A 14,672-nucleotide genomic window follows, 5' to 3' on the forward strand; every position below is an offset into this window, starting at 1 on the left:
GGTGGTTCGCCGCGCGTCCCTCGGGCACGGAGGACGTTTACAAGATATACGCCGAGAGTTTCCTGGGAGCGGACCACCTGCGCCGGATCCAGGAAGAGGCGCAGTCCCTCGTGGCGAAGGTTTTCGCGGGAGGGTGACGGGCGTCGTCCCCGATCGGCGGAAGAGAAGGAAAAGCGGGGAAAAAAGCGAAAGGGGGATGGAAGCCATGAAAAAATCGATGGGCGCGAGGACTCTCGTCTTTCCCACGCCGGTATGGGTGGTGGGAACGTACGACAAGGAGGGAAAGCCCAACGTGATGGCCGCGGCGTGGGGCGGGATCTGCTGCTCCCAGCCTCCCTGCGTGGCCGTTTCCCTGCGGAAGGCCACCTACACCTACGGCAATCTGATGGAGCGCAAGGCGTTCACGGTGAACGTCCCCTCCGAGGCAAGCTGTCGCGAGGCGGATTACATCGGCATCGTCTCCGGGAGAAACGTGGACAAGTTCGCCGCCACGGGGCTTACACCCGTGAGGAGCGAACTCGTGGACGCCCCCTATGTGAAGGAGTTCCCCCTCGTCCTGGAATGCAAACTGCTGCGGACCGTGGAGATCGGGCTGCACACCCAGTTCATCGGGGAAATCATCGACGTGAAGGCGGACGAATCCGTTCTCGGGGAAGGAGGCCTCCCCGACATCGAAAAGGTAAAGCCGATCGTCTACGCGCCGGAGATCCGATCGTACCACGGAATCGGCAGGAACCTCGGCAGCGCCTACTCCCTCGGGAAGACGATCGGGGGAAAAGGCTAGCCGGCCCGGTCCTCTTTGCCGCCGAATGCCGGAAGGGGAAACGGATGGGAAACGCCGGGAAGGGAAAAATCGAACTCGTCGACAGGGTGCTGAAGGGCGAGCCGGTGGAAAGACCGCCGCTCTCCCTCTGGTACCATTTCGGCGTGCAGTACGGGGACGGTCCGCGGTTCGCCCGGCTTGCGCTCGACTCCTTCCGCCACTACGACCTCGATTTCCTCAAGGTGATGAACGACTACTTCTACCCCATGCCGGAAGGGCTCGACGCCGTCCGGAGCGGCGCGGACCTAAGGCGTGTCGCCGGTTTCGACGTCGGGGACTCGCCCTGGCGGGAACAGTTCCGGGCGCTGGAGGTCATCAGCGCGGAGCTGGAAGGAGAAGCCTATTTCCTCGACACGGTGTTCGACCCATGGAACACGTTGAAAAGAGCCCTGGCGGGGGAGAACATCGGGGATTTGATGGACAGCGAGCCGGAGGCCGTTCAGGAAGCCCTGGGGGTCATCACGGAGAATCTGATCGCCTATTGCCTGAGATCCCTCGACATCGGCTCGGCGGGGATCTTTCTGTCCGTCCCGGCTTCCCGGGAGTTCATGACCCGGGAGCAGTTCCTGACTTTCGGGAAACCGTTTGCGAGCCGTCTCCTGGAGGCGGTTTTCCGGCGCGGGAGGATGAACGTCGCCCACATCCACGGCGACGACCTCTATTTCGACGACTGCCTCGATTTCCCGGTCCACGTGTTCCACTGGTGGGACCGCGGTCCCGGGGGGCCCTCGTTATCGTCGGTCAAAGAGAGGATCCCCGGGTGCGTCATGGGCGGCATCGACCACAAGATCGTCACCCGGAAAACCTGCTCCTTCCTGCGCCAGCATGTGCGGGAAGGGAAAACGCTGGGAGGAAAGGACAGGTTCTTCCTGGCCAACGGCTGCTCCATCGACGCATCCGTCAATCCGCGAGCGATCCGGGCGATCGTGGAGGCGGCCCGGCTTTCCGGGTCGTAAGGCTCTTCCGAAGTCCGCCTTCCTCATCCGCGCCGGGACCGCGAGCCCGATCCAGCCGGGCGTATCGGGGAACGAACCGAGACCGCTCCCCAGGGCGACGATGTTCCCCCAGTATCCCGTGGCGGTCAGGTGGTCGCAAAAGAACAGCGCCATGCCCAGCAGGGCGATAAGGATCGTTGCCCAGTCGAGCCGCGACGCGCGTTCCTGGAGAAACCAGGCGCCGAAAAGCGCGGCGTGGATCGGTGCGGTGTACTGCAGCAGGATGACGTTGGCGGCGGCGGTCATCTTGTTGGCCACCACGTAGGAGATGACCGTGCACGCGTAGGCCAGGGCTCCGCCTACCTGGTCGAAGTCCCAGGAGAAGGACATCTTGCGGAAGACGGCACGGATCAGAACGGCCGCGATGGCGCTGCGCGTCCCGGCAATGGCCATCGGGTGCCAATGGATCCACTTGACGAGGGTTCCCTCCAGGCTCCAGAAAAACGCTGCGAGAAGGAGCAGGATCAGAGCCCAGGGACGATCCCGGTTCGATCGATCGTTTCGCAGGGACGAACATGGATTCATGGCCCACGCGTTCACGAAAGGCGGCATTTCTTTTCTTGCATTATTCCTTTATTTTTTGTTAGTCTTTTCCCACACCGCAATTATTTTTTTTATCTGGCAAAAAAAAGAAGAGGAGGACGCCATGAGTGTTCGAACTGCGAAAGGTCTGCTTGCTGTTTGCCTTGTTCTCTCCATCGGGTTTCTTTTTGGATGCGCCGGGATGGAGTACGCTCCCAAGAAGGGGATCGCGTACTACCACAGTGAATTGCCCGCCGCGGACAGGGCCTTGGCGGCAGCGAAAGCGGCCGGGAAGGACAAGGAATGCCCGGAGGCGTACAAGGATGCCGAGAAGATGAGAGACGATGCCTACAAGACGTACTGGGTATGCCGCACGGAAGAGGCGATCGCGCAGGCGAACAAGGCGACCGCCATGGCAAAAGGGCTCTGCCCCAAGCTTCCGTTGCCCGAGCCCATGAAGGTGACTGCTCCGCCTCCTCCCCCTCCGATGGCCGCACCCACCGCTTCCCTCATGGCGAGCCCCCCCTCGATCGATAAGGGGAAATGCGCGGATCTGACCTGGTCTTCGACAAACGCATCCGCCGTCTCGATCGACCAGGGGATCGGCAGCGTGGCGGCAGGCGGGTCCCGGCAGGTGTGCCCCCCCACAACCTTGCAATATACGGTCACGGTCATGGGAGAGGGCGGCACGAAGACGGCCTCGACGACCCTGACCGTGAATCCCCCGCCGGCCGCTCCCACGCCGATCGACAAACTGACCATTCATGTCAACTTCGATTACGACAAGTCGCAGATCCGGAAGACGGATGTCGGAGAACTTCAGAAGGCGCTCGCGTTCGTCAAGAAATATCCGGGGTACACGATCTCCGTGGAAGGGCACACGGATAGCAGGGGCAGCGATAAATACAACCAGGCCCTTTCCGAGAGACGGGCCGGGGCCGTGAAGAAATACCTGCTGGACAACGGTGCAACGGATGGCGACAAGATCAAGGCCGTCGGCTTCGGGGAATCCAAACCGATCGCGGATAATAAATCCGAGAAGGGAATGTTTGAGAACCGCAGGGTCGAGATCCTGATCTTTTCCCGATAGCGCGGTCGCGGTTTCACCGCAATCCTTCAAGGCACGGCATTCCCCCGGTGGGGGGGATGCCGTGCCTTTTCTTTTCCATCGGCGACGTCAAGCCCCCGGAACTGCCCCCGACGGATGGATTGGACCTGTCCCTCCGCTTCCGTATGGCTACTCCCTGACGCTCCATCCCGCGCGTACGGGCGACGCCAATCCATATTGTAAATATATGAAATATTATCAATAAAGACAATATTATATACTTTATTATCCAATCCTATGGTTCATATATGAAAATGCCTGTCACGCGGTGTTGCCATCCCATTCCGCCGCCTCCCGGTGCGGCTTCCGCAGGAAGGAAGCGAGCACGATGGCGAATCCCGTGGCCCCCGCGGCCATGAGGTAGGAACCGGAAAATGAGCCGGTCTGTTTCGCCACGATTCCCGCGATGCTCGGACCGAGGGTCTGGCCCGCGCCGAAGAAGAAGGTGATGATCGAGAACCCGGCCGCCGCGCGCGCGGGACCGAGGTAGTCGCCCACCGCCGCCGTCATGATCGTCGGAATGCTCCAGGCGGCGATTCCGTACAGGCCGATCGACAGGTAGAGGCCCCACATCCCCGGGTTTGCGCCGGCGAGGCCGTAGGAGATCGACTGGACCGCGAAGACCGCCATGAAACCCCCCTTGCGCCCGATCCGGTCCGAAAGCATCCCGAACAGGGGGCCGGAGAAGAGACTGAAGAACCCCACCCAGGCCCAGAACTTGCCCGCCGTGACTTCGGCCATCCCGCGCTCGGCGACCATCGTCGTGACGATGAAGGTTCCATAGATCATGTAGGTGAGCCCGAACAGAAGGTACAGGACCCCGAGGTGAACTACGATCCCGTTGCCCGCCGCCTTCCGCGGGAGAGCCGGGGTTTCCGCCCTGGGGTTGCCCGTTTCCCCGAGAGGCCGAAGGCCCAGTTCGGCGGGGGAGTCGCGCAGCAGCAGTCCCGCGGCGACGGCGATCGCGAAGGATATCGCGCCCAGGATCTGCCACCCGCTTCTCCAGCCGCCGGAACCCAGGCTTCGGTTGAGAAAGGGGACGAGCATGCCGGAGAAGATGATCGCCAGCCCGTTCCCGGCGAGCATGATCCCGGCCGCCCGGCCGCGATTGGCCCGGGTGAACCAGTGGGAAACCAGCACCATCATGGGGACGTTGGCCAGGCCGCTCCCGACGCCGGTCAGGAAATAGAGGACGAGAACGGGAACGAACCCCGTGCCGCGGCCGATGAGGACCATACAGACCGCGAGAAGGAAAAGGCCGGACGTGATCGTGCGCCGCCCTCCCCACCAATGCATCAGAAATGGCGACAGACCGACAGCCAGGAGGTACCCGGCGAAATTCCCGGTCCCGATGAACCCCATCTGGTCGTATCCCAGGTCCAGGGCCTTGCCCATCGAGGGAACCAGCATGCTGTATGCGAACCGGGCCAGCCCGAGGCAGGAGAAGACGGTCAATCCCCCGGCGAGGACGATGACCCAGCCGTAGTGGATCCGCGACGATTTCCCGAATTGGCCGTCCACATCCCCCCCGGAGATCCCATCCCACCAACTTTTTATACCAGACGTGGCGGGGATACGGACTGCGTATTTTGTCCGGCGTGGATTGGCCTGTCGGGTGCAAACTTCCCGAGATTATCGGGAGAGCGGAGGGAGGCCGGATGGTCCGGGAGGGTTTCGCCTTGGAGGGTTTCTCTTTCGATGTCGCAACAGACTCCTGAAATAGGTTCGCTTCACATGTTTCCCCTTCGCCTCCGCGATCCGAATCGACAGAGTTATCCGGTCTTTCGTAACGTCTCCGGAGGCGATGTCCGGGCCGAAGACGCCCGATTCGCCTCCCCATAGGGATGTTTCCCGGGAAAGGGCGAACAACAGGAGCAATACCGTCATGCGTAAAGTTTTGCGATGGAAGCGGTTCCGGTTCATTTCTTATTCCCCCCACATTTCCCAGACGTTCAGGATGATGGGCGAAAAGATAATCAGGACCACGGCGGGAAAGATAAAGACCACCAGCGGGAAGAGGAGTTTCACCGCCGCTTTCTGGGCTGCCGCCTCCGCCCGGTATCCTTCCCCTTCCAGCATCTTCGAGGAATGTTCGCGCAGGGCGCGGGAGAGGCCGACCCCCAGTCGTTCACCCTGGCGGACAAGATTGAGAAAGATCCGATAATCATCCAGCGGAACCCGCCTTCGCGATTTCTCCAGTGCTTCCTCCCGGGAGATTCCCAGCATCCGCGCGCGGGAGATCTCGTCCAGTTCCCTGGAGAGAGGGCCGTCCGGAATTGCGTGCGCAACCTCCCGGAAAGCGGAGTGGGATCCCATGCCCGCTTCCAGAAGGAGGGAAAAAAGGAAGGAGGCGACAGGAAGAGCGGAGCGGATCCTTTCCACCTGTTTTCTCGCTTGCTCCCTGACGGAAAAAAACAGAGTGACAAACCCGAGGCCCAGGCCGAGGAAGAAGGAAAGGATCGTGCTCGGGAAAGAAGGGTCGAACGCGATGGATACCGACAGGACAAAGATCCAGACGATTTCCCCCGCCAGCCATCCGCGCAGCGAGGTGACCAGCATTCCGCCGGGAATGGAAAATCCTTTCCCCTCGACCAGCCGGGACTGGGCTTTCCGATGCGCAGCCACCACCTGGTCCGGAAGCCGGGACACCCTGCCCGGGAAAGACGACCTCTGGAAGAACCGGACCATCAGAAAAAAGCCGATAAACAGAGGAATTCCGAAAGACAGGAATGGGATCGCCTTCATCGGTTTCCCGCCATGATCCTGCGGATGGAAAACCAGCCGAGAAGTTGCAGCACGGCGGCGATCGCCATCAAGGTTTTCCCTGCCGATGTTTCCCGGCATCGCGCGAGATATCCGGGTTCGATTTGCGACAGGACGGCGATGAACCCGGGGGGGAGGAGGGTCAGGACGAGCGCCTGGAGCCGGGCCTGTGCCGTCATGCTCCGCATCTTTTCCGATTGCCGCATTTTCGCCCGGATCATGTCACGGCATCGTGTGAGCAGATCGTAGAGATTCCCCCCGGCGGGAATCGCGATGCACAAGGGGCGAACGATCATGGATATTTCCCCGCACGCCATCCGTCGCTCCCACACGCGGAGCGCGTCGGGGAGGGGAGTACCGAGCCGGATCGACTGGCAAAGCCAATGGACTTCTTCCCGGATCCCCGGGGGGAGGAGGGGGATCGCCTCCTGAAGGGATTCCGGAATGCTGTGTCCGGCCTTCACATGACCGGAAAGGATTTCGAGGAAAGCCGGCAACTGGGACACGATTCGCTTTCGTCTTCTCGCATGAACATGCCGGACCACCATGCCGCAAAGAAGAACGGGCAAGGAGCCGACGACCAGGATCCAGAAAACGTCCCGTGTCGCCATCGTGGCGGCCAGTGCGAAAACCGCGCCGGCCGAGAGAAGGATTCCCCGCACCTGGTCCGAAGAGAGGGACAGGAAATCCTGCCGGAGGTTTCTCGCCGTGGATTCCGCGGCATGGTCGATACGGGAACGGAAGAATGGGGCCAGGGTGCGAATGAGGAAAACGGTAAGGCAGATCGCCCCGCAGGCGAAAAGAACGTATTCCGGCAATGTCATGTCCACCCCTTTCTACGCGTAGGGAAGAAATTTCGAGGGGATGTCGGTCCCGGACAATTTCCCTTCCCCGAATGTTCCTTTCTCCTCTTCCCAGCGGAAGATTTCCTGGAGCAATATCTGGCTCTCGCTCATCCCGGTCACCTCGGTGATGGACGTTACCGCCCGTCTTCCGTCCCGCATCCGGCTCATGTGGACCAGGATGTCGATGGCCGAGGCGATCTGTTCCCGGATCGCCTTGACGGGGATCTCGACCCCGGAAAGCAGGACCATGGTTTCCAGCCTGCGAAGCATGTCGCGCGGGGTGTTTGCGTGACCGGTCGTGATCGAGCCGTCATGGCCGGTGTTCATCGCCTGGAGCATGTCCAGGGCTTCCCCGCCTCTGCACTCCCCCACGATGATGCGGTCGGGCCTCATCCGGAGCGAGTTTCGCACCAGGTCCCGGATGGTGATCGACCCCGTTCCTTCGATGTTCGGGGGGCGCGCCTCCAGGATGATGACATGGGGTTTCATCAGCTTGATTTCGGCGGCGTCCTCGATGGTGACGATTCGCTCCTCGTCCGGAATGAACTGGGAAAGGGCGTTCAGCAGAGTGGTCTTGCCCGAGCCGGTTCCCCCGGACACGATGATGTTCATTCTCCGGATCACGGCCTCCCGCAGATAGTCCGCGGCCTCCCTCGACACGGTGCGAATCCCGATGAGCTCGTCCAGGGAGAACGGCTCGCATCGAAATTTCCGGATCGTGAGACAGGGACCGGAAAGACAGACAGGAGGGATGATGGCGTTGATCCGGGATCCGTCCGGGAGACGCGCATCCACATAGGGCGATGACTCGTCGAGCCGCCGGTTCACCCGGGATACCATCCGGTCGATCGTCCCCCGGAGCGTCTCGTCGCTCAGGAAGGCGATGCCGGTCGGAACCAGTTTCCCCCCCTTTTCGATGTAAATGGAATGTTTCCCGTTCACCATGATTTCCGTCACCCCGGAGTCGGAAAGAAACGGGGTGATGGGACCATAGGCGAACAGTTCGTCCAGGATTCCCTTCCGGAGGATTTCTTTCTCCTCGTCCGGCAAAAGCATCCCTTTCAGTTCGGTGCGAAGATACTGCTCCGCTCGTTCCTTCATCGATTCTTCCCCTTCCGAGATGCGGCCCGTGTTGCGGGAATCCAGGAGGGAAACGACTTTCTGGTGGAGGGATTTCCGATGTTCTGCCGCCATATTTCCTTCTCCTTCAATCGATGAGCCGGAACCGCATTCCGTCCTGCTCCCTTGCCGATTTCGTCTGCCACGCCGTGACTTCGTCCGGGGAGAACTCCTTCACTTCCGTGGGGGTGATGAAAATGGCGAGTTCGGAATTGTTTTCCCGGAAGCTCCGGGATTTGAACAGTTCGCCCAGGATCGGGATCTGGCCCAGGAGCGGGACTTTCGCCACATCTTTCGCCATCTCGCTCTTGACCAGTCCGGAGAGCATGACCGTACCGCCCGGCGGGGTGGAGAAATTCGTGGTGACCCGCCGGGTGAGGAGCCCCGGGACGTCCGATCCGCCGCTGCCGTGGTCCACGGTGCTGATTTCCGCCGTGATGTGCGTCCGGATGCGGTTTCCCTGGTCCATCTGCGGACGAAGCTTGAGAATGATCCCGTAGGTCTTCCACTCCACGGTTCTCGTCTCGGGGGTGACGATCACGATCGGAATCTCCCCTCCCGCGAGAAAATCCGCGCTGCCGCCGCTTTCGCAAACCAGCTTGGGATTCGCCAGGATTTTCGCCCGCCCGTTTGCCATGAGGAGATTGAGCCTGGCTTCGAAGTCCGTCGCGACGCGAAACGAGGTGTTTTCTGCCGTTGCTTTGGACCAGGCTCCCTTCGCGGAGAGGGAATCCGGCCACCGGATGCCGAGCTGGGCCGTCGCCCCTCTGCTGATCTCGATGATCTTCAGGTCGTAGGAAAGGAGGGTTTTTCTGTCTTCGGGAAGGGAAATCCGGAGGTGAACCTTTTCCCTTGCACGCGCGAAATTCTCCAGAAGATCCTTGTCCCGGCCCGTCGCAACGGTCCCGCTGATGATGATCGAGGATCCGGCACGATGGACCGATAGTTCGGGGAATAAAGCCGCCAGGCCGCTCGCTTCCTGCAGTTCGGCCCCTGCCTCTTCCGCGACGCTCACCGTCCATTCTTCTTTTCCCCCCTGGCCCCAGATGACGAGATCCGTTTCTCCTTCCTTTTTCCCCACCACGAGGATCCCGTCCTTGCGGGGAAGCGGACGGGCTTCGATGATCGCCGGGTTGCCGATCGATACCCTCCTTGCTTCCGGAAACTCGATGATGTGCTGGAACCCCGGGCGCAACCGGATGGTCTCCCCGGTGACTGCGTCAGGAAGAAAAAGCTCCCCCCAGGCAACCCCGAGCAGGAACAAGGGGAGAAGGAGCCGGCGGATCATTTTTGTTCCCCTTCCTTGGAGGGCAAAGGGGTTTTCTCTTCCCGGATCCCCCCTTTCCATATTTCGACGAGGGAAGAGAGGGCGGCCCGGGCGTGTTCTCTCATGGGAGGCCTCCCGCGATCGTCGGGATTGCGGAGGAGCCAGGAAATCTTTCCTTCCCGTGCTGCCGCGGAGAGCAAAGCCGCCTCGTTCGTGGTCACCGACATGGTGAGGGTGGCGATTTCCTTTCCTTCCTCTTCCGTGGAAGGGGGAAGGAAATGGCGATCGACGGCGATCACGGGGAGATCGAACAGGAACGGGTAGGAACCTTTCCCGTCGCTTGTTTCCCGAAGGATATCGACATGGTCCCCGGCCCGGATGAGACCGGAAAACGATGCCTTCGTGTCCGCGTCCATCGTGATGGCCCGGCGGCCTTTCGGGATCAACAGGGAGAATCGATCCACATCGAGCGGTTCCTCGACGTCGGTCCACAGGACTGGCTCCCCGCCCGACATTTCCACTTTCGCTCTGGCGCCGAGGAGGAGTTCGAAATCGTGTGCCGGTACGTTCCGGCGGGTTGTGCCGTCCACCGGGATCGACTTCTTTGCCAGATTTTCCAGGGAGAATGTCGAACCGGCGGGGATGGGATTGGCCGCCACGACGATTTCCGTGGGAGCGGCTTTCCCCAGGATGTTTTTTTCCACCGCCGATATCCGTTGTCTGGCGATGAGAATGGCCAGCAGGGTCAGGATCGTTCCGGCGACGAGAGGCAGGAATTCCTGCACCCTATTTTTCCCGCCGCCGGATGAAGAGGCAGTTTCCTTCTTTCTCTTCCAGAAAGACAATGGTTGTCTCCCTTCCTTCCCGAAGAGTGGCGATGCGAAACGGTTTTCCCATATCCTCCGTCTCCGTGAATTCCCAACCTGCAGCGGCAAGCGATTTCCTGGCGTAGCCGCTTTTCAAAGAGATGGTTCCGTAGGTGATATCGATCGATCCGTCCCCGGATTCCATCTGCAGGCTGTTCTCCGCATGAAAACCGGGCGGAAGGGGAATCGGCCGAGACCGGGATTTCGAGGGAGTTTCCGACAGGGTGTCGACGGCGCAACCATCCGGATCCGCGGTTTCCCGGGATAATTCCGGGACCGTAAGACCCCGTTTGCGCAATTCCTCCCGCAGGAGGAAGCCGGCTTCGGCCGGTTTTCCGACCGAGTACCATCGCCCGTTCAGGGAAAACGATCGGGTGGGCGAGATGGCCCCGCCCGGCCGCTTGGGGAGGGCATATACGGAGAACGCGCCGGCCAATAGCGACGCTGCGACAAGGCACGAGACGGCTTTCATCGGATGACTCCCAGCAGAACGTACCCCTGGATCCAACGCTGGATGCTTTTCCCCGAAGAGGTTGTTTTCCCCCAGCAATCCGCATGCAATTCCGCGGTCCGGAGGATCTTTGCCGGGGGCAGCCATCGGGGGTTTTCGATTTCCCTCCATGCGTGACGGACCTCGGCGGTGGCTGTCGTTTTTCCGGCAAGCAGGGGGAAAGGAGCCGGAAGAAGACGGGACTGTTTTCCCCGCCCCGACCGGATGTCAACTTCCTTGCCTTCGGGCAATATCGAACGGGACAGTTCTTGCTCGATTCCGGGAAGATTCCGTCCTGCGCGCAACGCCTCCGCAAAAGCAACCGATTCCGAACGGGATTTCAGGATAGCGGTACGGGTCGATGCGTATGCGCCCAAAAGGAGGATCAGGAGAAGGGGCAGTCCGATGGCCACTTCCAGAAGGGATTGCCCGCTCTCTTGGCGATTCGTCATTTTTCCCTCCGCCATTCCGTGAATCTTGATTTCCAGGACATTTCCTTTGCACCTCCTCCGTACGGCTCCGCGGCGGCCTCGAACAGGAACCGGTTTTTCGATGGTGCGGGGAGAAGGGGAACGGGAATCGGGGAGACGGCCCGAGATCCGGTAAATCGGACCTTTTGGCGTTGGGGAAAGTGCTCTTCCGGGATCAGCATGAAGATGGGCCCCTTGTCGGATCCGGGCACGGATCCCAGGACCGAATCGATGATGCCGATGACTTTTCCGGCGATCTTTTTCGCCCATTTCCATTTACTGATTTTCCGTTTCACGTTGTGAATGGGGGAAAGGGCGTCAACGAGGGTTAAAGGAGGACCATGGGTCAGGTGAAGCGTAAGCGTTCGTTCCTGATCGTGCGGCCCGCGCGGGTCGAAGGGGTAGAGCGCCCCCGTGACCTTCAGGTTTCGGGCGAGAAGGGCGGTTTCCGCCAGGATCAAATAAGGGAGGGCATCCTTTACCTTTTCCGCCCACATCGCGAATTGCCTGGCGGTATTCCAGGAGGAGCGGATGATCCGGGCCGCCTGTTTGGAATATTCGAGAAATGCGGGCAGGCTAAGTCCCGTCAAGGCGGCGATCGCCATGGCGGCCCACACAACCGATGTCCACCGGATGAGACGGAAGCACTGCTCGATTCCGTCGTTAAGAGCCGCGATCATATTCAGTCCGCGTGCTTCCCAGGTCGCGGCCGAGAGGGCGATCGCATCGACCGCGTTGGCCGACGCGATCTTTTCGCCTCCGAGATGGGCAACGTAGACGGCCGCAAAGACCACGGAAAGGATGGCCGTCAGGGTGGTGAGAAGGAGCACGACGGCCTGCCCGTAAGCGCCCTGGCGAACCCGCAATGCCTGTCGGGTGAATATCGATATCATCTTCACTCCACGGTTACCCAACGCGACGATTGGAGAAGGAAATAATATTGCCCCTGGATCATGGCTTTCTTCACCGGCGCGATGGCGAACAGGATCCGGTTCACCCACGGGACGCACAGTTCGACCCAATGGGTCAGGCGCAGACAGAACGCCTCTCCCGCCAGAGCGGATTGCGGAACGGTTCCCGTTTCCTGACGGGAAAAGTCGATCGATGTGAGATGAGCCGAACCCCAGCGGCCTCCGGGGCGGTGGAGGCAGATCGACGTCGCTTCGGCCAGGGCGGCTGCCTTGGCTTTCCGGAAATCGGTTCGGGCAAAGAGCGCGAATTTCCTGGCGGCGAGATGGGCTGCCGTCTCCACCGCTCCCTGGCTCGCCCACAGGAAGGAAAGCTGAATCGATCCCATCACCAAGAGCAGGAGGACCGGACATCCCACAAGGAATTCCATCATTGCCCCTCCTCTCCGGTTAGCGGTTTTCCGAGGCATAATCCTTGAGGGTTCTCTGGTTCGCTTGCTGTTTCGCCTTCTCCGCGAGGGATGTCACCTGGACGGAGCTCCCCGACATGGAGGCGATGATCGTGGAGAACTGGTGCCGGAGCTGGTTGCCGAAGATGTTCACGACTCCGATCGCCGCGATTGCCACCAGGGCGACGATGATGATGTATTCCGTCAATCCCTGCCCGCTCCGAAAGGAAGCCCTTTTCCCTGCCTTTTTCATCGGGATATCCCTCCTTCGTTTTGTGATTTGCCGGCAGGGGGAGCAAGGGGCGTTCCTGTCTGTCCCGGGAGGGGGCAGACGAATATCCGGAGAAAATCCGTGAGGATGTTTGGCGGGGCTCGGGGATCGGGGGGGAAACAGATTTAAGAGAAGTCTGAATTTCAGACCGATGGTTCGATGATCGGTCCTACTCCGGCTTTCGGATTCCGTATTTTTTCAGCTTCTCGAACAAAGTGGATTTGGCGATTCCGAGTGACCTGGCGGTCTGCGTCTTGTTCCCTTTCTGCCGGGACAGCTCGGCCAGGATATTGGTTTTTTCCGACTGTTCCCATCGGGACAGGGTTTGATCCGGAACTCCTTCGGCCGAGCCGGAATGCGCCGGCAGAAGAAAGGTGAAGTCCCGGGGGGTCAGAGATGGGCCGTCGCACATCACCACGGCTCTCTGGATGGCGTTCCGGAGTTCACGGACGTTCCCGGGCCAATCGTGCGATGTCAGGAGTTCCGCCGCGGGTCCGGTAAGTTCCGGGACCGGTCGATGGGTTCGGGACGCGACATCCGCGAGAAAGTGCATCGTGATCGGGAGAATATCCCTGCGCCGGTCCCGCAAGGGAGGCACGGAGAGCGTGATGGTGCTGATCCGGAAATAGAGATCGTCGCGGAAATTCCTGTCGGCCACCTCCTTTTTCAGGTTCCGGTTCGTGGCCGCGAGGATACGGACGTCGACGAGGATCGTTTCATTGCCGCCGACCCTCTTGATCTCCTTCTGCTCCAGGGCGCGCAACAGCTTGGGCTGGAGGCGCAGGGGAAGTTCGCCGATTTCGTCCAGAAAGATCGTCCCGCCGTGTGCGATCTCGAACGCCCCCCTTCGCTGCGACGTCGCTCCGGTGAAGGCCCCCTTTTCGTGGCCGAGGAGTTCGCTTTCCATCAGTTCCGGGGAGATCGCTCCGCAGTTGACGACCACGAAGGGACCGTCTTTCCTCGGAGACGTTTCGTGGATTCCCCGGGAGACCAGTTCCTTCCCGCTGCCGGTCTCCCCTTCGACCAGGACGGGGAAGTCGGAAGCGGCCACCTTTCGAATGCTATCTATTAAATGTTTTATTACTTTACTTTGTCCTAATAAATCTAATGCAGCAGATGATATACTTTCCGCTGCTCTTCGCTCGATGCGCGGGGAGTGATCGCTACCGGAACCGGGAATGACCGTCGGGGGCTCGGACGAGGAATGCGACCGTCCTTCGCGGGAGAAAAGGATATGGTACGGTCCGATCCGGAACGAAAGCCCGCCCTCGAGCTGCACCTGAGAGATCCGTTTCCCATCGACGTAGGTTCCGTTCCGGCTGCTGTCCGAAAGAAAATATTGGTCTCCCACCCGGAAGATGCGCGCGTGGATCCTGCTCACGGAAGGATCGGGGAGCAACAGGTCCGCCTCCTTGCTTCTCCCGATCCGGATCTCTTTCAGGCCCAAACGGATTTTGACGGTCATCCCGTTCGAGATCGAAACGGAGAGTATCGCCGGGTTTTCTGCCGGGATCATCGCGAACCCCCGTAATTTTTCTGTTTATGGTAGCAAAAGGAGTGCCGGAAGCTTATCCCATTTATCCCAAGGGGGCATCTCCTTTCCCCCAAACGGGGGGACATTTTCCCGGTCCCTGAACGCTTAAGGGGAATAGCGCATCCCATAGCTGAAAGAAAAATCCAACCCTCCAGGAGGCCCCTATGTCCGAGGAGAATAACGATTCCCTTTGCAGGCGGATCGTCGAAAGTTCCCCCGACGCGATCGTCTTCTCCGACCAG

Annotated in this window: 14 protein-coding genes; 3 read left to right on the top strand and 11 right to left on the bottom strand. The window is 60.4% G+C overall.

Going from position 1 to position 14,672, the window contains the following annotated elements; translation table 11 throughout:
• Positions 1-205 precede the first annotated feature (205 nt).
• From VJ307_10785 to VJ307_10795, 3 genes are all read left to right on the top strand, one after another.
• On the top strand, positions 206-784 hold the full coding sequence (locus tag VJ307_10785) for a flavin reductase family protein (protein ID HJX74621.1): 579 nt from the start codon (positions 206-208) through the stop codon (positions 782-784).
• A 44-nt stretch (positions 785-828) separates the two neighbouring features.
• The gene (locus VJ307_10790) at positions 829-1,779 is read left to right on the top strand and encodes a uroporphyrinogen decarboxylase family protein (GenBank protein HJX74622.1); all 951 of its coding nucleotides are present in this window, start codon (positions 829-831) and stop codon (positions 1,777-1,779) included.
• Positions 1,780-2,464: 685 nt separating this feature from the next.
• On the top strand, positions 2,465-3,430 hold the full coding sequence (locus tag VJ307_10795; GenBank protein HJX74623.1) for an OmpA family protein: 966 nt from the start codon (positions 2,465-2,467) through the stop codon (positions 3,428-3,430).
• 279 nt (positions 3,431-3,709) lie between these two features.
• On the opposite strand, the gene VJ307_10800 is transcribed toward VJ307_10795, so the two are convergent.
• The 11 genes from VJ307_10800 to VJ307_10850 form a co-directional block, all read right to left on the bottom strand.
• On the bottom strand, positions 3,710-4,969 hold the full coding sequence (locus tag VJ307_10800; protein HJX74624.1) for an MFS transporter: 1,260 nt from the start codon (positions 4,967-4,969) through the stop codon (positions 3,710-3,712).
• A gap of 405 nt (positions 4,970-5,374) precedes the next feature.
• A complete protein-coding gene (locus VJ307_10805) occupies positions 5,375-6,193 on the bottom strand; it encodes a type II secretion system F family protein (protein HJX74625.1) in 819 nt (272 codons plus the stop codon).
• The gene (locus VJ307_10810) at positions 6,190-7,035 is read right to left on the bottom strand and encodes a type II secretion system F family protein (protein ID HJX74626.1); all 846 of its coding nucleotides are present in this window, start codon (positions 7,033-7,035) and stop codon (positions 6,190-6,192) included. The genes VJ307_10805 and VJ307_10810 overlap by 4 nt, the downstream gene beginning before the upstream one ends.
• A gap of 12 nt (positions 7,036-7,047) precedes the next feature.
• On the bottom strand, positions 7,048-8,250 hold the full coding sequence (locus tag VJ307_10815; protein ID HJX74627.1) for a CpaF family protein: 1,203 nt from the start codon (positions 8,248-8,250) through the stop codon (positions 7,048-7,050).
• Between the two features lie 13 nt (positions 8,251-8,263).
• The gene (locus tag VJ307_10820; protein HJX74628.1) at positions 8,264-9,463 is read right to left on the bottom strand and encodes a pilus assembly protein N-terminal domain-containing protein; all 1,200 of its coding nucleotides are present in this window, start codon (positions 9,461-9,463) and stop codon (positions 8,264-8,266) included.
• Complete coding sequence (gene cpaB / locus VJ307_10825) at positions 9,460-10,227, bottom strand: Flp pilus assembly protein CpaB (protein HJX74629.1); 768 nt, start codon at positions 10,225-10,227, stop codon at positions 9,460-9,462. The genes VJ307_10820 and cpaB overlap by 4 nt, the downstream gene beginning before the upstream one ends.
• Position 10,228: 1 nt before the next feature.
• Positions 10,229-10,780 (bottom strand): hypothetical protein, encoded by a 552-nt coding sequence (locus VJ307_10830; protein HJX74630.1) that lies wholly within the window; start codon positions 10,778-10,780, stop codon positions 10,229-10,231.
• A gap of 466 nt (positions 10,781-11,246) precedes the next feature.
• The gene (locus tag VJ307_10835) at positions 11,247-12,161 is read right to left on the bottom strand and encodes a hypothetical protein (protein ID HJX74631.1); all 915 of its coding nucleotides are present in this window, start codon (positions 12,159-12,161) and stop codon (positions 11,247-11,249) included.
• Positions 12,162-12,163: 2 nt separating this feature from the next.
• On the bottom strand, positions 12,164-12,610 hold the full coding sequence (locus VJ307_10840; protein ID HJX74632.1) for a TadE family protein: 447 nt from the start codon (positions 12,608-12,610) through the stop codon (positions 12,164-12,166).
• Positions 12,611-12,626: 16 nt separating this feature from the next.
• Positions 12,627-12,878 carry a hypothetical protein gene (locus tag VJ307_10845; protein HJX74633.1) on the bottom strand — a complete coding sequence of 84 codons (252 nt, stop codon included), beginning with the start codon at positions 12,876-12,878 and terminating at the stop codon, positions 12,627-12,629.
• Positions 12,879-13,065: 187 nt separating this feature from the next.
• The gene (locus tag VJ307_10850; protein ID HJX74634.1) at positions 13,066-14,412 is read right to left on the bottom strand and encodes a sigma 54-interacting transcriptional regulator; all 1,347 of its coding nucleotides are present in this window, start codon (positions 14,410-14,412) and stop codon (positions 13,066-13,068) included.
• Positions 14,413-14,672 lie beyond the last annotated feature (260 nt).

Source organism: Candidatus Deferrimicrobiaceae bacterium, from assembly GCA_035256765.1.
Taxonomy (GTDB): Bacteria; Desulfobacterota; Deferrimicrobia; order Deferrimicrobiales; family Deferrimicrobiaceae; genus CSP1-8.